An 18,894-nucleotide genomic window follows, 5' to 3' on the forward strand; every position below is an offset into this window, starting at 1 on the left:
TGACCGAAATGCTGGGAAAACGCTGTCGTCAGGGGGCAGCGCTCGCGCCCTCGAGTCGGCCGGCGAACAGGGCCTCGAGGAGGGCGGGCGTGACGAACGCCTCGACGATGGCGGCGAGGAGAAGCAAGAGCCAGGCCACGAGGACGAGGACGGCGGTCCGGTAGAGATACGGTTTCGTGAAGACGGCGTCGCGGCCGCCGCGGACGCGCTGGCCGACGCGGTAGAGCAGCCGGAAGCCGACGCCGGCGGCGACGAAGAGCGCGGGGAGTTCGAAGATTCCGTGCGGGAGCAGGCCGACGAGGATGTAGCCGACCCCGACCTCGCTGGCGATGTACGCGCCGACGTTGCCGACGATGACGCCGTTGAACAGCATCGCCCAGGCCGTCAGGAGCCCCAGCGTGAGCGCGCCGAGGATCGAGAGGATGAACGCCCGGCTGTTGTTGAGGAGCAGGAACTGCGCCAGTTCGGCCCTGCTCCGGTCACTGATGTCCGGAAACAGCGGCTGCCCGACCACTTCCTGAATGATCTCGAGCAGATTGTAACCGGCGACCATCAGCGCGATGCCGATGAGAATGCCGACCGCGAACAGGCCGGCGGCGAAACCGACGTAGCGGCGGTGTTCGTCCCACGCGTCCGCGAGCGCAGCCTGCGGCGGGTAGTTCCCGGAGCGAGCGCGCTCCTGCCGAGTCTCGGTATCCATACTGTTATGTCTCCGAAATAAACCATAAAGGCCGCGACTCGTCTCGCGACGGTCCATCGATAGGCTAAGGCAGCCCGACGAGAACCCACATCCAATGGCGACGCTTGCGATCACCGACGGGCGGGTCCTTCGCCCCGACCTGTCGGTGACGGCTGCTGACGTACTGATCGATCAGGACAGCGGCACGATCCGCGAGATCGGCTCCGACCTCGCGGACGACGCCGACGAGACGCTCGACGCGGCGGAGTCGCTGGTCACGCCGGGGTTCGTCAACGGCCACTGCCACGTCGCGATGACGCTCCTGCGAGGATACGCCGACGACAAGCACCTCGACGCGTGGCTTCAGGAGGACATCTGGCCCGCGGAGGGCGAGCTGACTCCCGAGGACGTCCGCGTCGGTGCCGAACTCGGGCTGCTCGAGATGATCAAAGCCGGCACGACCGCGTTCGCGGACATGTACTTCCACGTCCCCGAGGTCGCAGCCGCGGTCGAGGACGCCGGCGTGCGAGCGCGGCTCGGCCACGGGATCGTCACCGTCGGCAAGGACGGCGAGGCGGCCCGCGAGGACGCGCGAACGAGCCTCGAGATCGCCCGGGAGTACGACGGGGCGGCCGACGGCCGGATCTCGACGGCGTTCATGCCTCACTCGCTGACGACCGTCGGGGACGAGTATCTCGCGGAGTTCGTCCCCGAGGCCCGCGAGGCGGGCGTGCCGGTCCACTACCACGCCAACGAGACCGAAGACGAGGTCGCGCCGATCGTCGAGGAACACGGCGAGCGGCCCCTCGAGTACGCCGCCGACCGGGGGATGCTCGAGCCCGAGGACTTCCTCGCCCACGGCGTCCACCTCGACGACAGCGAGATCGACCTGCTCGCCGACGCTGGGACGGGCGTGATCCACTGCCCGGCCTCGAACATGAAACTCGCCAGCGGGATGGCCCCCGTCGAGTCCATGCTCGAGGCCGGCGTCAGCGTCGGGCTCGGCACCGACGGCGCGGCATCGAACAACGACCTCTCGATGTTGGACGAGGCCCGCGACGCGGCCATGCTCGGTAAGCTCGCGGCCGACGACGCCAGCGCCGTACCGGCCGAAGCCGTCGTCGAAATGGCGACCCGGGGCAGTGCCGAGGCGATCGGCCTCGAGTCGGGTCGGATCGAGGCGGGCGCGCCGGCCGACTTCGCGGTGCTCGACCTCGACAAACCGCATCTGACGCCGCCCCACGACCTCGTGAGCCACCTCGCGTACGCCGCTGCGGCGGCCGACGTGCGTCACACCGTCTGCGACGGACGGGTTCTCATGCGCGACCGCGAGCTGCTGACGCTCGACGAGACGGCGGTTCGGGAGCGCGCGCTCGAGGCGGCCGAGGCGCTGGCCGCTCGCGCCGACGGGTAGGCGCGCTCTCGAGCGGGTCGCCTGTTACACCTCGATCCGGAAATTAAACGCTCAGGTCCGCCGATAAACTCCCAAAACGATTCTAGTCGCGTATTGGTGTGTGACAAACATCGAGAACTGCCGGTCGGGTTTATCTAATAATCACTGAAATTCACGCTCGGATGATGAAGAAGCGACTACTGACGACGGCACTCGTGGCCGTCATGATCGTGTCCGTGTTCGCATCGGCGGGCACGGTGGCTGCACAGGAAAGCGGGGGCGACCTGTCGGTCGCCGTCGACGGTGAGGTCGTCACCGTGACGTCGAACGGCACCGCGGTCGACGGCGCGGCTGTCACCGTCGCGACGACCGACGAGAACGCATCGTACGCGGGAACGGGCGAGTACGCGACCGACGCCAATGGGACGGTCGAACTCCCCGCTCCCGAGGAGGACGTCACGGTTTCGATCACCGCCACGGCCGACAACGCGTCCGCGACGACTACGGCGACGCTGACGGCCGACGCCGACGGTAACGAGACCGACAACGAGTCCGCGACGAACTTCGGCGCGATCGTCTCCCAGTTCGTCGAGCAACAGCAGAACGAATCGAACGAGTCGATCGGCCTCGCGGTCGCGAGCTTCGTCGTCGAGAACAACCCCGGCAACGCGCCGGACCACGCCGGCCCGCCGGGTCACGCCGGTCCACCGGGTGAGACGAGCGACAACGAGAGCGACAGCAAGCAAGGGCCGCCGGAGCACGCCGGCGGACCGGACGACGGTGGCGAAGACAGCGGCCAGCAGGGCGGCGGCCCGCCGAGCAACGCCGGTCCGCCGAGCAGCGACGAGTAACCGGTACTCCGCAGTCGACCGACTGACCCGCCCGACGGTCCCGCTCACGACGTGACCGTCGCCGACGTCAGCACGCGATCGGCGCCCGCTTTCGACGGCGGCACCGATCGTCGAGGCACGTTGCATTCGAACCCACCACCCACCAGATTTTGCGGCTCGTTCTTCGGCCACCGTACGGACACCTCGAGCGGCCGCACCGTCGTTCTCCGACCGTCGTCGGAGCGGTTCGGTACCGTTTTGGCCTCGGTCCCACTCAGTCGACCCATGACCGACGCCGAGTACCCCCCGATCAGCGAGCAACTCGACGATCTCGAGGCGGCTCGCGAGGAGGGACGTCGCAAGATGGACTGGGCCGCCCAACACATGCCGATCCTCGAGCACGTCCGCGAGGAGTTCGTCGCCGAGCAGCCCTTCGAGGGCGAACGCATCGGGATGGCGATGCACGTCGAGGCCAAGACGGCGATCCTCGTCGAGACGCTGGCGGAGGGCGGCGCCGACGTCGCCGTCACGGGCTGTAATCCGCTCTCGACCCACGACGACGTGTCGGCGGCGCTCGACGCTCACGAGAACATCACCAGCTACGCCAAGCGCGGCGTCGACGACGAGGAGTACTACGCCGCGATCGAGGCCGTCATCGCCCACGAGCCCACGATCACCGTCGACGACGGGATGGACCTCGTGGCCGCGATCCACGAGGACTACCCCGAACTGATCGACGGGATCGTCGGCGGTGCCGAGGAGACGACCACCGGGGTCCACCGCCTGCGCGCGATGGACGCGGACGGGGCGCTTGACTATCCCGTATTTGCTGTGAACGACACGCCAATGAAGCGGCTCTTCGACAACGTCCACGGCACCGGCGAGTCCTCGCTGGCCTCGATCGCCATGACCACGAACCTCTCGTGGGCCGGCAAGAACGTCGTCGTCGCGGGCTACGGCTACTGCGGGAAGGGCGTCGCCAAGAAGGCGTCGGGCCAGAACGCGAACGTCATCGTCACCGAGGTCGAGCCCCGCCGCGCCCTCGAGGCCCACATGGAGGGCTACGAGGTCATGCCGATGGACGAGGCCGCCGAAGTCGGCGACGTCTTCCTGACGACGACGGGCAACCGCGACGTCATCGTCGAGGAGCACTTCGAGGAGATGGGGGACGGCGTCTTGCTCGCCAACGCGGGCCACTTCGACATCGAGATCGACCTCGAGGCGTTAGACGACCTCGCGGTCGACCGCTACGAGGCCCGCGACGGCGTCGAGGCCTACGAACTCGCGGACGGCCGCCGTCTCAACGTCATCGCCGAGGGTCGACTGGTCAACCTCGCCGCGCCCGTCTCGCTGGGCCATCCCGTCGAGGTCATGGATCAGTCGTTCGGTATTCAGGCCGTCTGCGTGCGCGAGATGCTAGAAAACGGCGACGCGTACGACGCGGGCGTCCACGACGTTCCCGACGAACTCGACAAAGAGATCGCCGAGATCAAACTCGAGGCCGAAGGCGTCGACTTCGACTCGCTGACGGACACCCAGCGCGACTACATGGGAAGCTGGGATCACGGGACCTGAATCCGTCGCCGTCGTTCACTCCTCGGGCTCTCTCTCCGCTGCCGATTCGACGACGAAGACGAGACTGCCGTCGTCGAGGCCGCCGAGCCGAAGTCGGACCGGGAACGACTCGCCGGTCGTCCGGCGGGCGGTACAGCCCCCGGTCCACTGCCAGCCGTCCGCGACGGTCGGGAGCGCCGCCGACTCGAGGCGGGCGACCGTTTCGTCGGTGAACAGCGCCTGCCAGGGCGTGCCGGGGAGGTCGCCGCGGTCCGCACCGAACTGCATCGCGAACGGACGGCTCGCGAACTGGAGTTCGCCGTCGGGGTCGACGATCGCGACCGCACCGCCGGCGAACTCGAGGCCGGCGAGCGACCGTCGCGACAGCACGGCCAGCCGACGGTGCTCGACGAGGTCTCGAACGCGGCTGGCGAGTCGATCGGGTGTCACGTCTCGCTGGACGATGGCGGCCCACTCGTACGACTGTACTGCGCTCGCGAGATCCGGGGTTCGCTCGTCGACGAGGGTGACGACCGGGAGGTCGGGGGCGTCGCTTCTGATCGTCTCGAGCAGGTCGTCGACCGCCGCGTGGGTGTCCCTGGTTTTGCCGTCGCCGCCGTCGCCGACGATCGCGTGCAGTGAGACCACGAGACAGTCGAACTCGTCGAATCGGCGCCCTGCATCCGGGAGCGCCGTCGCCGTCTCGAGAACGAAGTCACTCGGTCCGTCGTCGAACGCGGTTTCGAACCGGTCGCGTCGCTGCTCGTCGGCGACGAGTAACAGCCGCATTTCCGTCGTCGGGTTTCGATCGGTCGGCGTCGGGGCTGACGGTGGAATCAGCATTGGTGTCATAGTTGAGGTCCGTCGAGCCGATCGTGTGCCGGCCGAACTGGCCGGACGGGCCGGCGGCTCGCGGGTATCGAACGCATCGTAGCGGGCGGTTCACGATCCCGACCGTCACTCCATGACATGGACCGTTCCATCGATCGCGACGGTCCCGTCGCTTCGAACCTCGACTAGCGAGCCGTGGTAGCCGAATTCGACGCGAACGTCGGCACTCGAGTGAGACTGGAAGAGCTGGTCGAGTGCCTCGGGGTCGACTGCGTGGTACAGCGGGTCGAGTTCGTGTGGGTCGGTGCCGGTCGCGGCTGCGATCGCTTCGACGACGCGGAGACTGATAGAATCGTTCTGATAATCCAATGTCGTGCTGGTCATTCTGGTTCGTGCTACGGTGGCCGGTGGTATCCGCCTACCCGTTATATGCGTAATTTCACCGGCGAACCGACACTACATGTATAGTGCCCCGACGAATCGAGGCGCGCTCGTCGTCATCGGATACGCGTCTCGAGGCGTGAGGCCTCTGCATTCGGCCGACGATTCGTCCGTCTGCGCCTCGAGCGGAGGCCGTCCCGGTCGTACCTGTCAGTGAATCGTACCCTCTATTCAGGAAAGTAACCGCACAAATCATTGCGCGTCGTCGTCTACGGCGGTGTATGGTTGCCGCCGTGATTCAGATCGGGACACGCGTGGACGTCTGGACGGTGACGTTCGCGATACTGCTCGGAGCGGTCGGTATAGCGGTCGGCATCGGCGTCGGGACGCCCGTTTCGGGTCTCGGCGGTGTGGAACCGGGTGCGAGTCCAGGACCGGGGCTGCTCTTGCTGGGGCTCGCCGCCCGAAGCGGATCGGACCGGACGAGCGATATCGAACGACTCACCGACGACCTCCGCCAGTTCGTGGCACGGATCGACCGCGACGCGACGCCGGCGGACGACGACGCCGACGAACCGACCGACTTCACGATCGAACGTGACGACGAGATCGGCCGTCTCTCCGAGGTGGTCGACGAGTTGACGGAGGCGGTCCGCGAGCGCGAACGGCGACGCACGGAGAGCGAGCAGTACCGCCAGGAACTGTACCGGATCACTTCCGGAACCGACTCGCAGGGCGACGAGAAGATCCGTCGACTACTCGAGCTCGGCTGTGAGCGCCTGGGACTCGAGACGGGAATCGTCTCCCGGATCGACGAATCGGCCGACCGGTACGAGGTCGAAACGGCCGTCGGTCGCGAGGCGGAACTGGAAGGGGCGGAACTGGATCTCTCACAGATCTACTGCCAGGAAACGATCACCTCCGACGATATACTGGGGATCTACGACGCGAGGGAAACTGGGTGGGACGACCATCCCGCCGCTGACGAACTGGGCTTCTACTGTTACGTCGGCGGGAAGATCATCGTCGAGGGCGAACTCTACGGGACGCTCTGCTTTCTGAACCGAGAACCCCGCTCGGAGCCGTTCACGCCAGCTGAAACGTCGTTCGTAGATCTGATGTCGCGCTGGCTGAGCCAGTCGTTCGAACGGCGCAGATACGTCCGGACGATCCAAGAGCGCGAGCGCCGTCTCGAGCGTGCCCAGGCGTTCACCGACGACATGCTCGACGCCGTCGACGACGTCGTCTATCTCCTCGACGAGGACGGCGACCTCCGGCGGTGGAACGAGAGCCTCTGTGAGGTGACGGAGTATACGGACGAGGAAATCGAGTCGATGCACGCGCTGGACTTTTTCGACGAATCGGACCACGACCTGATCACGGACGCGATCGCGGAGGTGTTCGACGAGGGGGATGCACGCGTCGAAGTGGCCCTGCGGACGAAATCGGGCGACCGGATCCCCTACGAGTTCGTCGCGTCGTCGCTCGAGAATCCAGTGGGGGAGGAGATCATCGCCGGCGTCGGCCGTGACGTCAGCAAACAGAAGTCGAAGGAACGCCATCTCGAGCGGTACAAGGAGTTCACGAACGACGTGCTGGACGCCCTCGACGACGTGTTCTACATCCTCGACGAGGACGGCGACCTCCGGCGGTGGAACAGGAGCCTCTGCGAGGTGACGGGGTATTCGGACGAGGAAGTCGAGTCGATGCACGCGCTTGACTTCTTCGACGAGCAGAACCAGGGTGCGATCCGCGACTCGATCGAGGAGGCGTTCGAAACCGGCGAAACGCGCGTCGAAGCCGATCTGCGGACGAAGTCCGGCGATCGGATCTCCTACGAGTTCATCGCATCGGTGCTCGAGGCACCCGACGGCCGGCCGGTCGAGGTCGGTATCGGCCGAGACATCACCGAACGCAAGGAGCACGAGGCCCGCCTCGAGCAGACGACGCATATGCTCGAGCAGTCCCAGCGGTTGGCCAACGTCGGCGCCTGGGTGCTCGACGTGTCCGAAGAACCGTACGAACCCAGGTGGACCGCCGAAGTCCGCCGGATTCACGGGCTCGAACCCGACGAGGACGTCGCCCTCGATCAGTCGCTCGAGTTCTACCATCCCGACGACCGCCCGCGGATCCGCGAGGCGATCCAGCGCGCGATCGAGGACGGCGAGCCGTACGACCTCGAACTCCGCATCGTCACGGACGACGACGAACTGCGATGGGTCAGGACGATCGGCGAACCGGTCTATGCGGAGGGGACGGGATCGGACGACGGCGAAGTCGTCAGACTCCGGGGCTCGTTCCAGGATATCACTGACCGCAAGGAGCGGGAACGCGAACTCGAGCGCTACGAGACGATTATTCAGGCGCTGGACGAACTGGTGTACACGCTGGACGCGGAGGGGGAGTTCCGCTTCGTGAACGACGCGATCACGTCGATCGTCGGCTACGACCCGGACGATCTCGTCGGCGAACACGTCTCGACGGTGATGGCTCCGGAGGATCTCGAGACCGCTCAGGATCGGATCCGCGATCTACTCCGGGCTGACGAGGTCTCACAGACGTTCGAAATGGACATAGAGACCGTCGACGGCGACGTGATCGACGCGGAGAATCACATGGCGCTGTTGCCGATGTCCGACGGCGAGTTCGCCGGGACGGCGGGCGTCATCCGCGACATCTCAGAGCGCAAGGAACGCGAGCGCCGGCTGGAGACGACGAGCGCGCGGCTCGAGGCGCTCTTCGAGAACTCGCCCGACATGATCAACGTGCTCGATACGGGGGGGACGATCGTCGACGCTAACAAGCGGCTCGCCGACGAACTGGGCTATCCCGCGGACGAGCTGATCGGCACGAAAATATGGGAGCACGACCGTCTGGTCGACGCGGCCGACGTCCTGACTCAACTCGAGGAGATGTCGGTCGGCGAACGACAGAAGTTCGAAGGGGAATACCAGCGCCGCGATGGCTCCACGTTCCCCGTCGAAGTCCACCTGATCCGCATCGATCTCGAGGACGAGAATCGGTTTATCGCGATCAGCCGCGACATCACGGAACGGAAGGAACGCGAGCGGGATCTCCGGGAGACGAAACGCCGCCTCGAACTCGCACTCGAGGGGACCAACACGGGCGTCTGGGAGTGGGATCTGGAGACCGATCGGGTCGACTGGAACGAGACGTTCGAGGAACTGTTGGGTATCGAGCCGGGGACGTTCGGCGGAACGTTCGACGCCTTCGAGCGGCGCGTCCATCCGGACGACGTGGCCCGCGTCAAAGAGGAGGTCACTCGAGCGATCGAGAACGACGAGCTGTTTCAGACCGAGTTCAGGCTCCGACACGAGGACGGGGGCTGGATCTGGGTCGGCTCCCGCGGTCGGGTCGTCCACGATGAGGACGGGCACGAGCGCATGGTCGGGATCAACAACGACATCACCCAGCGAAAGGAGCACGAACGCGAACTCGAGCGGACGACGGAACTGCTGGAGCAGGCCGAGCGGCTCGCGGGAATCGGCGGCTGGGAACTCGACACGAGCGCCGACCCACCGAACGTGACCCTGACGGACGGGCTTCGCCGGCTCTACGAGCTGCCGCCCGACGTCGAGGTCGGTCCGGATCTGGCGTCGTCGTTCCCCCATCCGGACGACGAAGCGATGATTCTCGAAACCGTCGACGCGGCGCTCGAGGAGGGGGAAAGCTACGAGATAGAACACCGAATGCAGACGGCCGAGGGCAACGAGCGCTGGGTTCGGTCGATCGGCGAACCGATCTATCGGAAAGGCCGAGACCGGTCCGCTGCTGATCGCACTGACCGCGACGATCCCGCCGCCAGCGACCGGGAGTCGCCCCCGTCTGGCGAGGATATCGTCGGCGTCCGGGGAACGATTCAAGACGCTACCGAGAGAAAGAAACGCGAGTTGGCTCTCGAGGCGCTCCACAGCGCCGCGCGCGAGCTGCTCGGCACCGAGAGCGAACGGGAGGTCGCGGAACTGGTCGTCGAGACGGCAGACGACATCCTCGAGGCGTCGGGGATGGCCGTCTATCGCCTCGATCCCGCCGTCAATCGGCTCGAGTCCGTCGCGTCCACCGACGCGTTCGCGTCGCTCTGTGACGGAATGCCGTCCGTCGCCGTCGGCGACGGGGACTCCGCCCTCTGGAACGCGTACCTGACGGGTGACGCGACGGTCGTCGACGATCCCGCGTCGTTCGATCGCTCGCGGATCTTCGGGGCGGCCGTCGAGAGCGGTGTCGTCGTCCCGATCGGCGATCACGGCGTCTTCGTCGTTGCCTCGTCCACCGGCTCGATCGACGCCGAGGCCCGGCGACTGATCGAGACGCTCGTCGCCACGACCGAGGCCGCGTTCGACCGCCTCGAGAGCGAGGCCAGCCTCCGCGAGCGCGAGGCGGAACTCGAGGAGCGAAACCGACGGCTCAACCGTCAGATGGCGATCACCCAGCTCATCAGGCGGATCGACCAGTCGCTCATCGGGGCCGACAGCCGCGAGGAGATCGAGCGGACCGTCTGCGAACGGCTGCTCGAGGCCGACGCCGTCACGTTCGCGTGGATCGGCGACCTCGACACTACCGGCACGCGAATCGAGCCCCGCGCCTGGGCCGGCTCGAGACAGGAGTATCTGGACGACGTGTCGCTGTCGTACGACGCGGCGGGCGAACCGGCCGTCCGAACCGCCCGAACCGAGACGCCGACCGTCGTCTCGAACGTCGTCGAGGGATTACAGGACGAGGACTGGCGGCGACACGCCCTCGACCGCGGATTCCAGTCGGTCATCAGCGTCCCGCTGTCGTACGCCGAGTACTCCTACGGCGTGCTCACGGTGTACGCCGACGAGCCGGACGCGTTCGAGGACCTCGAGCGGACGGTCGTGACGGAACTCGGCGAGGGGATCGCGAACGCGATCACCGCCGTCAAAACGCGGGAGGCGCTCCACGCCGAGACGCTGCTCGAGCTCACCCTCCGAATCGAAGACTCGGACGATCTGCTCGCCCGCATCGCGTCGATGACGGGTGCCGACGTCGAGTACGCGGGGCTCGGGACCCACGCCGGCGACGAGACACTGCTGTTCTTCGAGACCAGCGGCGTCCCGGCCGACGACGTCAGAACGGCTCTCGAGGAGATCGTCTCTGTCGTGGACTACAGACTCATCGGCGACGCCGACGACGACTGCCGATTCGAGGCGACCGTCACCGGCGACGTCATCGCGTCGCACCTGGTCCGCCACGGCGGCAGTCCGCGCTCGATGCGCGCCGACGCGACCGGGACGGAGGTCACCGTCGACGTTCCCACCGGGACCGACGTCCGCGAGTTCGTCGACATGCTTCGGGAGCGGTACGCGTCGGTCGAACTGCAGGCCCGTCGGCACGTCGAACGGTCGATGCAGACGCGCCAGGAACTCGTGACGGCGCTGTTTGCCTCGTTGACCGATCGCCAGCGCGAGGTGTTGCGGACGGCCTACTTCGCCGGCTTCTTCGACTGGCCCCGCGGGAGCACCGGCGAGGAGATCGCCGACATGCTCGAGGTGAGCCAGCCGACGGTCAACCGCCACCTGCGGATCGGCCAGCAGCGGCTGCTGGCGCAGTTGTTCGAGGGCGAGTCCCTCGCCGCCGGAGAGTAAGCGGGTTACGGTCGCGCTGCCTCTCGTCTCGACCGCGCGCCGGAGCGTGCCTCGAGAGGAACGCACAAGGACGTGGTTCCCGTAGGGCGCTGCATGGCGACGACCTCGCAGCAACGAGAGGACGGTCCGATTCGGTCGACGCTCGTCGCGGTCGGGCTGGCGGCGTTCGGTATTCTCGCCAGTCAGTTCACCGTTCTTCCCGCCCTGCTGCTCGATCCGACAGTCATTACGTCACCGCTCGATGCATCGATCGCGAGCCGAACGCTGTTGCTGACCCTGAATTTCGTCGGCTTCGTACTCGCCGGCGCGATCTATCTCGCCGTGACCGAGCGCGGACGGTCGTACGTCGATCTCCGATTGCCGACGAAACGGGGCTGGCTGTACATCATCGCGGGCGTTCTCGGAAGCTTCGTCTTCTACGTCCTCGTCAGCCTGGTCGTTCAGTTGCTCTCCCTGCCGTCCGCGGAGAACACGGTCACGAGCTATATCGGCGACGATCAGACGATGATCCTCGTCATGATCGGAATCGTCTTCTTCTTCAACGCGCCGGCCGAGGAGTTTCTCTTCCGAAACATCGTCCAGAAGCGGCTCTACGATGCCTTCTCTCGAGGGCAGGCGGTCGTCATCGCCAGCGCCATCTTCGCTCTGATCCACGTCGTCTCGTACGCGGTCTCCCAGTCGCTGCTCGCGACCGTCGTCCCGGTCGTAGTCGTTTTCGGCGGCTCGCTCATCTTCGGATACCTCTACGCGAAAACCGACAACCTCTTCGTTCCGATCGCCGCCCACGCCGCCTTCAACGCCATCCAGTTCGGTATCCTCTACATCGCTCTCGAGTACGACCTCGAGACGGCTGAACCCACCACGTCGCTGCTGGTCGACCTCGCGGCAACCGTCCCGCTGTAGCCACGCCGGACGACCGCCGCGCTGGAGCCACGCCGGCCGGTCACGGTCGCCGCGTCGTCCGGTTATTTATTATCGCCGGCCGGTGAGGAAGGGGTATGTCCCAGGCGAAGGGCGACCGCCGCGAACGCGAACTCGTCAACGCGCTCGACGAGGCCGGCTTCGCGGTGATGCGTGCGCCCGCCAGCGGCTCCGCGACCGAACGCGAACTCCCCGACGTGCTGGCCGGCGACGGCGAGCAGTTCTACGCGATCGAGGCGAAATCGAGCTCCGGCGATCCGATCTATCTCACCGGCGAGGAGGTCGAGGCGCTGATCTACTTCGCGCAGAACTTCGGCGCGAAACCCCGGATCGGGGTCCGCTTCGACCGCGAGGACTGGTACTTCTTCCACCCCGGCGATCTCTACGTCACCGATGGGGGCAACTACCGCGTCAAGAAGGAGACGGCGCTCGCCGACGGCACCGACTTCGCCGAGTTCACCGGCCGCTCCGAGAAGGTCACCCTCGAGGAGGCCGCGGCCGCCGACGGCGGCGACGATGGCCCCGACGAGGACACCCTCCGCGTGCTCAACGCCGTCGAACAGGGCGTGATGGACGTCGACGAGGCCGCGGAGTTGCTCGAGTGACCTCGCTCCGGCCGTCGAGTGACCGGCGGCCCAACTAGTTGGGTCTGAACGGTATCCGTTTGGCTGGCTGTGTGTTTCCCGTGACCGATTCGACTGCGATCTCCCGAGGAACAGCGGTCTGCGAGGACTGCGGATCGGTATTCGCGGCTCGGATCTGGCCGGACGGTCGGATTCGACCGATCGGCTCGCCGAAGAACTGTCCCTGCGGGGCGACCGACTTCCGTCGACTCTCGTGAGTACGATCCCTCAAGGGTCGGCTCTCGCCGGGATCAGTCGTCAGCCGTGGCCGTTGCCGCGATGTCGTCCGGATCGACCGGCGCGTGGTGGACGATCGGCTCGAACGCCTCGAGGACGGATCGGTCGCCTCCCGTGATCCCCCGCGCCTCCCGATCCTCGAGTTCGGTCGCGACGAACCGCCGCGCGACCATCGCCGTCCGGCCGTCGCCGTCCTCGAGGTCGGCCTGTGCCTCCGCGAGCAACAGCGCGGCGGTGAACACCTCGAAGCAGTAGTGAGCGAGGCGCTTGGCCGAGAGCTGGACGTAGTCGGCGTCCTCGTCGGCCAGCGTCAGCAGCGCCCCGGTCAGGTCCTCGTACTCGGCGGCGACGGTTTCGGCCGCGTCTGCGAGCGCGGGGTGGGTGACGGCCTCGAGGCGCTCCTCGATCGCCGCCATGAACGGTTCGTGGGCCTCCTCGCGCTCGAGGGCGCGGACGGCGTCGAGCGACAGGACGTTCTCGGTCCCCTCCCAGATCGGCAACACCTGCGCGTCACGGAGCAAGCGATTGGTGACGAAGTCGTCGACGTAGCCGTTTCCGCCTTGGATCTCCATGGCGTATGAGGCGGTGTCGACGGCCATCCGGCCCGTTCGGAGCTTGGCGATCGGGGTCAGCAGCCGCAGCAGTCGGTACTCGTCGTCGATCTCGTCGCCTGCGTCCCCGTCCCGTCGCGCTCGCTCGCGCTCGGAGAACAGTCGGCCGACCTCGTGGACGTACGCCGTCGCGGCCTCGTAGTCGACGGTCATGTCGACGAGGTCTTCACGCATCAGCGGGAACTCGTCGATCGTCTTCCCGAAGGCTTCGCGGGTGGCGGCCTGTATATTGCTCTCGAGCAGGGCCCGGCCCATGACGCCACAGGAAGCCGCAGCGTTCGCGAGTCGCTCGAGATTGAGCATCTCCGTCATCTGCTTGAAGCCGGCCTCTTGCTCGCCGACGAGGTACGCCTTCGTATCGTCGAACTCGACCTCGCCGGTCGGGACGGCGATGGTGCCAAGTTTGTCCTTCAGCCGCCGGTACAGTTGATCGTTGAGCGCGTCCCCCGGCGGCGGTCCCTCGAACGCGCGCCGGTCGCCCTTGGTCAGGACGCCCTCGTCGGGATCGCCGTGCGGGACCAGGAACATCGAGAGCCCGTCGGTCCCCGCCGGCGCGTCCTCGGTCCGGGCGAGCGCGAGGGTCCCCTCGGCGTCGATGTTGGAACAGAACCACTTCTCGCCGGTGAGCCGCCAGCGGCTGGCCTCCTCGTCGTACCGCGCCGTCGTCTCGTTGGCCCCCACGTCGCTGCCGCCTTGCTCTTCGGTGAGGAACATCGCGCCCTCGATCAGGTCGTCGTAGTCCCGGCTGACCAGCGCCCGGTAGTAGGGCTCGAGGTCGCCGTCGTCGAAGCGCTCGAGGACCAGCGCCGAGCCGGCGGTCATCGCGACGGGGCAGCCGAAGCCGGCGTCGGCGTAACACAGCAGCTGTAGCGTCGCGAGGAAGTGGCTGATCGGCATCGGCTCGTCGCGGCCGGGCGGGGCCTCGAACGCGTCGGCCACGATGCCCGCCTCGTAGACCAGTTCGTCGTTTTCGAGCTGCTCGGTGGGGTACCGGACGAAGTTCTGCACGTCGCCGTACTTGTCGTAGGTCTCGAGTTCCGGCCCGTGGTCGTCGACGTAGTCCGCGTTGTCGGCGACGGTGTGGCCGATCAGTTCGCCGAACTCCTCGAGCCGCGGTTCGGCCCACTCGAATTCGCCGGCATCGTACACCCGGCGCAGCTCTCGCTGGAGCGTACGGTCGAGCTCCCAGTAGTTCACGTGTCGACCCTCCTCGAACGCGCCGTAATCGATGCCCGTGCTCATGGCTCGCTAGTCGATACCAGCACACAAGAAAACGGGCGATAGCAATGGGACGTGCGTTGCAAACGGTTGTCGCCCTCGATCCGGCGGTACCCTTCGGTTGGTTCCGTCCCGCTCACCTCGTCGGAGCGCTCGCATCAGCCTCGCGCCGCGCGCTCGCGGCTCGTTCCTCACCGCTCGTCACGCCGCGGCGCTCGCATCAGCCTCGCGCCGCGCGCTCGAGGCGCGTCCGCGGGAAGACGTAGACCCGCAGTGACGAGGGGACGACGCCGTTCCGAGCGACCCTGGCGTGCGGGTAGATCGCGCCGACGACGGGTACGTCGGCGTCGTAGCCCTCGTTCGTCTCGTACTCGGCGACCGTGGTGTCGGCCGCGCCGATCTCGACGGCGTCGGCACGCAGCTCCGAGACGTCGACGACGGTGAGCCGGTCGCCGGTCTCGCGGTCGACGGCGGCGTCGCCCGGGCGGAGCGCGTGGGCCTCGCAGTAGAACGGCTCGCTCTCGTCTTCGTCGACGAAGATCGTCTCGCCACAGTCGTGACAGTCGACGGCGACCTCGCCCGGCGGTGGGGTCCGCCCTTCGGTGATCTCGATCGCGACTCGACGGATGTGCTTGCAGCGCGCCTCGCGGAAGACGTGATCCGGACAGGTACAGCGGCCGCTCTCGAGATCGACGAGGTAGGTGTGGTCGCTCGCGGATTCGACCTCGTAGAGACCATCGCCCAGCGGCAACACCGACATCGGTTCGGTGCGGGCGCGACGCGATCGCTCCGTGAGGTGATCGGATGACGGTACTGGAAGCGGTGCTTTCGGTGACGCTGTTGTTTTCATGGGTGCGTCGAAGTGAACTCGCTGGTCGGCTGGCTATTCGACGTGGATAGGGGCTCGAACGAAATAACGGGCCTGCTTGCGTGCTCAGGGCCGCTGTTTATACGATTTCTTCGAGCGATCACCGACGAGAGGCCGCCGCTCGCCGGCCGAGGCCCCCTTCGAAGCGCTTTTCACCCGGCCGCCGAAACCGATCGGACAATGCTCGATCGCGAACAGCTTATCGAAATCGGCGTCTCCATCGCTGCCGTCGCCCTGATGGTGGCGGCGATGCTCGGCGTCGCCTCCACCTACGGAACTGCCGACAGCACGCTCTCGGTCGCAGGTGGCTGGATGCTCGTCTGGGTCATCGTCGGCTTCATCGTCTTGCTCACCGCGATCGGGATCGGACTGGCCTACATGCTGAACGATCCCGACGACGGCCTCGAGGCCAGCGACGACTCCGACCCGAACGGAGCGTTCTGAGGCCGGCGGTACGCTTTTGCAGTCGGGAGATTGACATCAAATATGGCGGATACCGATGGGACCACTGACGGGTCGTCTCGATCGTCACGGTGGCGGATCGCCGTCCCGATCGTCCTCGGGGTGCTCTGTATCCCGGTACTCCTCGGGCCGGCGTCTCTCGTCGCCGAACCGGACCACGCGTTCCTCGCACTGGTCGGAGTCTGCGGGCTGGCGACCGCGCTCCTGTGGCGACGAGCCGGAACCGACGGCCGGGCCGACGAGAGCGAGGCCGCCGACGGATCGACGGTCTGGAACGCGATTCCCTCCCGGCAGTACGACGGTCGACACGCCGAAGCCGGCGGCATCACTCGCGCCGAGCAGGAACGCGCGTTACGGGACATTCGGCAGCAGGCCGACGAACTGGTCGCGGAGCGACGGGAGTAACTCGGTCAGTCGCCGCTCGCGGCCTCGCTTTCGCCGTCGTCGGTTCGCTCTCGCCAGTCCTCGAGATCGTCGTCGTCGGCGTCGTCGATCCGCTCCTCGTAGTACGCCATCGGGTGGGGAATGCGCTCGCAGAGGTCGTCTTTGTTGACGCAGTCGCCGTAGGACTGCATCGTCGCACACGAGGGCGGCGAGTACTCCGTCGGTGAGCTCTCGCCGCGGATGTGGTCGGTCTGGTAGCGGGTCATCTCCTCGCCGAACGCGGAGTTCACGCGGTAGAGGTCGACGATCTCGTCGGTCGTCATCCCGATGCTCGCGAGGAACGCGGTGATCGCGAACCGCGAGTGGTGGGGCAAGTGCTCTCCCTTCTGAATTTGATCGAGCAGCGCCTTCATACACGGCGGGAACAGATCCGGGACGACGGTGTCGATCTCTCGAGTGAGGTCGAGGTCGGCCAGCACCTCGCGGATCTCGGCGGCGTCGTCCTCGAGCGCGGTCGCGATGGCGTCGGGGACCTCGAAGGGGAGACCGTCCTCGATGCGGCCGCGGATCGCCTCCCGGACGAGCGCGAGCAGTTCGTCCTCGTCGACGGGCACCTCGCCCGCCGAGAGCGGCCGGTTCACGAGCCGCCACTCGTCGTCCCACAGGTCTTCGGCCAACGGCAGGTAGGTGCCGACGTCGATCCGGTAGCCGTCGCCGTCTTCGCGGATCGCTCCTTGCAGGTCGAACTCGGCGAGCAAGTCCGCGAGCTCGAGCCCCGTCGACTCGACGCTCTTGAGTTCGGTCGTATCCGCCATGTCGGCGGTGAACCTGTCGTAGGCCGTCTCGGCCTCGGCGCGGGCGTACTTGCGGACGAGCACCTGCTCTTCGACCATCGAGACGAGGACGCGAGCGACGGGATAGGAGAGCAATTCGATCCTCGCCTCACGGTGTGGCTCGCCGGTTTCCCCCGCCTCGAGCGCGGTAATAACGCGTTGGCGCGCGCGGTCGACGACCGCCCGGTCCTGCTCGACGACGGTCGCTAGATCGACCGCCTCCGTCGCGACGGACTCGCGGGCGGCCTCGAGAAACGGGTACCGGGCGTGGCGTCGCTGCATCGGTAAAACGATTTTACTCCGGCGGGATAAACACGCTGGTTCCTCTAATCGTTCTTTATCAAAGATCGTCCGTCTCGACGATCGGATGCGAGAATCCGTTCTCACGGTCGCTGCGTTGTTCGGCGCTTGCGGCGGCGGTAATACGGTATTACCAGCGGCCGGCGGCGGGTCGGTCGCGGTCGCCGGCCGGCCGGCGTCGACTGCGTCCGCCTCGAGGATCGATTTCAAGGGCGTTCGACACGTCACGTCGAGTATGCCACAGGCGACGAGAGACGGTGTGTCGATCTACTACGAGCGCGAGGGTGGCGACGGCGACGGGTCAGCCCCGGTCGTCTTCGTCCAGGGGCTGGGATTCGGACGATGGATGTGGCGGTGGCAACGCGAGGCCGTCGCTCCCGGGTACGAGGTCGTCGCTCCCGACAATCGGGGGACCGGCCGTTCCGACGTCGGTCTTCCCCCGCTGGTGCCGCGGCTGCCGGGGACGCTCCGTGCGCTGATCGTCCTGAAACTCGCCGGCTACTCGATCGGCGGGTTGGCGGCCGACCTCGAGGCCGTCCTCGAGAACGCGGGGATCTACGACGCCCACATCGTCGGTGCGAGCATGGGTGGGATGATCGCCCAGCGGTACGCGCTCGAGTACACCCGGACGAAGTCGCTGACGCTGCTCTGTACGAGCCACGGCGGCCCTGACGCGGCTCCGGTTCCCGACGAGACGCAGGAACACATGTTCGAGACGCCTGACGGCGCGAACGAGCGGGAGACGCTCCGCCACCGCATGCGGCCCGCCTTCAACGAGCGGTTCACCAACCGGAACCCCCACCTGATAGATCAGATCCTCGAGTGGCGACTCGAGCAGGACGCCGACGACCCCGGCCGCGAGGCTCAGGCAGCGGCCGTCCAGAACTTCGACGTGAGCGACCGTCTCGACGGCCTCCGCGTGCCGACGCTGATCCTCCACGGGACGAACGATCAGGTCGTTCCCGTAGAGAACGCGCGACTGCTCGAGGAGAAGATCACGGACAGCCGCCTCGAACTCGTGGAGGGCGGCTCTCATCTCTTTTTCATCGAGGACGACGAGTACGTCAACGAGCGGCTCCTCGAGTTCCTCGACGAACAGGACTAGGAGCGATGCTCGACGCGGCGGCCGCGTCGGTGTCGAG

At 66.8% G+C, this 18,894-nt stretch carries 15 protein-coding genes; 9 read left to right on the plus strand and 6 right to left on the minus strand.

Going from position 1 to position 18,894, the window contains the following annotated elements; translation table 11 throughout:
- Window positions 1-28: 28 nt before the first annotated feature.
- Window positions 29-700, minus strand: a complete 672-nt coding sequence (locus NDO75_RS15190) for a stage II sporulation protein M (protein WP_310907385.1) — start codon at window positions 698-700, stop codon at window positions 29-31.
- A gap of 94 nt (window positions 701-794) precedes the next feature.
- Between NDO75_RS15190 and NDO75_RS15195 the strand changes: the two genes are divergently transcribed.
- From NDO75_RS15195 to NDO75_RS15205, 3 genes are all read left to right on the plus strand, one after another.
- Window positions 795-2,093 (plus strand): amidohydrolase, encoded by a 1,299-nt coding sequence (locus tag NDO75_RS15195; RefSeq protein WP_310907386.1) that lies wholly within the window; start codon window positions 795-797, stop codon window positions 2,091-2,093.
- A gap of 164 nt (window positions 2,094-2,257) precedes the next feature.
- A complete protein-coding gene (locus NDO75_RS15200; RefSeq protein WP_310907387.1) occupies window positions 2,258-2,923 on the plus strand; it encodes a hypothetical protein in 666 nt (221 codons plus the stop codon).
- Between the two features lie 264 nt (window positions 2,924-3,187).
- Complete coding sequence (locus NDO75_RS15205; protein WP_310907389.1) at window positions 3,188-4,477, plus strand: adenosylhomocysteinase; 1,290 nt, start codon at window positions 3,188-3,190, stop codon at window positions 4,475-4,477.
- 15 nt (window positions 4,478-4,492) lie between these two features.
- On the opposite strand, the gene NDO75_RS15210 is transcribed toward NDO75_RS15205, so the two are convergent.
- Window positions 4,493-5,308, minus strand: a complete 816-nt coding sequence (locus NDO75_RS15210; protein WP_310907391.1) for a PAS domain-containing protein — start codon at window positions 5,306-5,308, stop codon at window positions 4,493-4,495.
- Window positions 5,309-5,413: 105 nt separating this feature from the next.
- Complete coding sequence (locus NDO75_RS15215) at window positions 5,414-5,671, minus strand: HalOD1 output domain-containing protein (protein WP_310907392.1); 258 nt, start codon at window positions 5,669-5,671, stop codon at window positions 5,414-5,416.
- Window positions 5,672-5,949: 278 nt separating this feature from the next.
- Here NDO75_RS15215 and NDO75_RS15220 point away from each other — a divergent pair, with 278 nt between their 5' ends.
- The 3 genes from NDO75_RS15220 (at window position 5,950) to hjc (ending at window position 12,821) form a co-directional block, all read left to right on the plus strand.
- Window positions 5,950-11,295, plus strand: a complete 5,346-nt coding sequence (locus NDO75_RS15220; RefSeq protein WP_310907394.1) for a PAS domain S-box protein — start codon at window positions 5,950-5,952, stop codon at window positions 11,293-11,295.
- Between the two features lie 93 nt (window positions 11,296-11,388).
- Window positions 11,389-12,198: a type II CAAX endopeptidase family protein gene (locus NDO75_RS15225; protein ID WP_310907395.1), complete on the plus strand. Its 810-nt coding sequence runs from the start codon at window positions 11,389-11,391 to the stop codon at window positions 12,196-12,198.
- A gap of 95 nt (window positions 12,199-12,293) precedes the next feature.
- On the plus strand, window positions 12,294-12,821 hold the full coding sequence (hjc, locus tag NDO75_RS15230) for a Holliday junction resolvase Hjc (RefSeq protein WP_310907396.1): 528 nt from the start codon (window positions 12,294-12,296) through the stop codon (window positions 12,819-12,821).
- A 269-nt stretch (window positions 12,822-13,090) separates the two neighbouring features.
- On the opposite strand, the gene NDO75_RS15235 is transcribed toward hjc, so the two are convergent.
- Together NDO75_RS15235 and NDO75_RS15240 are read right to left on the minus strand one after the other, a co-directional pair.
- Window positions 13,091-14,929, minus strand: a complete 1,839-nt coding sequence (locus tag NDO75_RS15235; protein ID WP_310907397.1) for an acyl-CoA dehydrogenase family protein — start codon at window positions 14,927-14,929, stop codon at window positions 13,091-13,093.
- A gap of 196 nt (window positions 14,930-15,125) precedes the next feature.
- On the minus strand, window positions 15,126-15,755 hold the full coding sequence (locus tag NDO75_RS15240; RefSeq protein WP_310907398.1) for an SWIM zinc finger family protein: 630 nt from the start codon (window positions 15,753-15,755) through the stop codon (window positions 15,126-15,128).
- Window positions 15,756-15,953: 198 nt separating this feature from the next.
- Between NDO75_RS15240 and NDO75_RS15245 the strand changes: the two genes are divergently transcribed.
- Together NDO75_RS15245 and NDO75_RS15250 are read left to right on the plus strand one after the other, a co-directional pair.
- Window positions 15,954-16,217: a hypothetical protein gene (locus NDO75_RS15245; RefSeq protein WP_310907399.1), complete on the plus strand. Its 264-nt coding sequence runs from the start codon at window positions 15,954-15,956 to the stop codon at window positions 16,215-16,217.
- Between the two features lie 42 nt (window positions 16,218-16,259).
- Window positions 16,260-16,640, plus strand: a complete 381-nt coding sequence (locus NDO75_RS15250) for a hypothetical protein (RefSeq protein ID WP_310907400.1) — start codon at window positions 16,260-16,262, stop codon at window positions 16,638-16,640.
- Between the two features lie 5 nt (window positions 16,641-16,645).
- Here NDO75_RS15250 and priL read toward each other — a convergent pair whose 3' ends face one another.
- Window positions 16,646-17,734 (minus strand): DNA primase regulatory subunit PriL, encoded by a 1,089-nt coding sequence (gene priL / locus NDO75_RS15255; RefSeq protein ID WP_310907402.1) that lies wholly within the window; start codon window positions 17,732-17,734, stop codon window positions 16,646-16,648.
- Window positions 17,735-17,987: 253 nt separating this feature from the next.
- On the opposite strand from priL, the gene NDO75_RS15260 reads away from it, so the two are divergent.
- Entirely contained in the window at window positions 17,988-18,857 is an 870-nt protein-coding gene (locus tag NDO75_RS15260) for an alpha/beta hydrolase (RefSeq protein WP_310907543.1), read from the plus strand.
- Window positions 18,858-18,894 lie beyond the last annotated feature (37 nt).

This window comes from Natrinema sp. 1APR25-10V2, assembly GCF_031626495.1.
Taxonomy (GTDB): Archaea; Halobacteriota; Halobacteria; order Halobacteriales; family Natrialbaceae; genus Natrinema.

What these genes read in the sequence shown, in the direction of transcription:
- priL (WP_310907402.1), bottom strand. Translation starts at nt 17,734, where the DNA reads ATGCAGCGACGCCACGCCCGGTACCCGTTTCTCGAGGCCGCCCGCGAG.
- NDO75_RS15215 (WP_310907392.1), bottom strand. Translation starts at nt 5,671, where the DNA reads ATGACCAGCACGACATTGGATTATCAGAACGATTCTATCAGTCTCCGC.
- NDO75_RS15195 (WP_310907386.1), top strand. Translation starts at nt 795, where the DNA reads ATGGCGACGCTTGCGATCACCGACGGGCGGGTCCTTCGCCCCGACCTG.
- NDO75_RS15200 (WP_310907387.1), top strand. Translation starts at nt 2,258, where the DNA reads ATGAAGAAGCGACTACTGACGACGGCACTCGTGGCCGTCATGATCGTG.
- NDO75_RS15240 (WP_310907398.1), bottom strand. Translation starts at nt 15,755, where the DNA reads ATGAAAACAACAGCGTCACCGAAAGCACCGCTTCCAGTACCGTCATCC.
- NDO75_RS15220 (WP_310907394.1), top strand. Translation starts at nt 5,950, where the DNA reads ATGGTTGCCGCCGTGATTCAGATCGGGACACGCGTGGACGTCTGGACG.
- NDO75_RS15245 (WP_310907399.1), top strand. Translation starts at nt 15,954, where the DNA reads ATGCTCGATCGCGAACAGCTTATCGAAATCGGCGTCTCCATCGCTGCC.
- NDO75_RS15210 (WP_310907391.1), bottom strand. Translation starts at nt 5,308, where the DNA reads ATGACACCAATGCTGATTCCACCGTCAGCCCCGACGCCGACCGATCGA.
- NDO75_RS15260 (WP_310907543.1), top strand. Translation starts at nt 17,988, where the DNA reads ATGCCACAGGCGACGAGAGACGGTGTGTCGATCTACTACGAGCGCGAG.
- hjc (WP_310907396.1), top strand. Translation starts at nt 12,294, where the DNA reads ATGTCCCAGGCGAAGGGCGACCGCCGCGAACGCGAACTCGTCAACGCG.
- NDO75_RS15190 (WP_310907385.1), bottom strand. Translation starts at nt 700, where the DNA reads ATGGATACCGAGACTCGGCAGGAGCGCGCTCGCTCCGGGAACTACCCG.
- NDO75_RS15205 (WP_310907389.1), top strand. Translation starts at nt 3,188, where the DNA reads ATGACCGACGCCGAGTACCCCCCGATCAGCGAGCAACTCGACGATCTC.
- NDO75_RS15250 (WP_310907400.1), top strand. Translation starts at nt 16,260, where the DNA reads ATGGCGGATACCGATGGGACCACTGACGGGTCGTCTCGATCGTCACGG.
- NDO75_RS15235 (WP_310907397.1), bottom strand. Translation starts at nt 14,929, where the DNA reads ATGAGCACGGGCATCGATTACGGCGCGTTCGAGGAGGGTCGACACGTG.
- NDO75_RS15225 (WP_310907395.1), top strand. Translation starts at nt 11,389, where the DNA reads ATGGCGACGACCTCGCAGCAACGAGAGGACGGTCCGATTCGGTCGACG.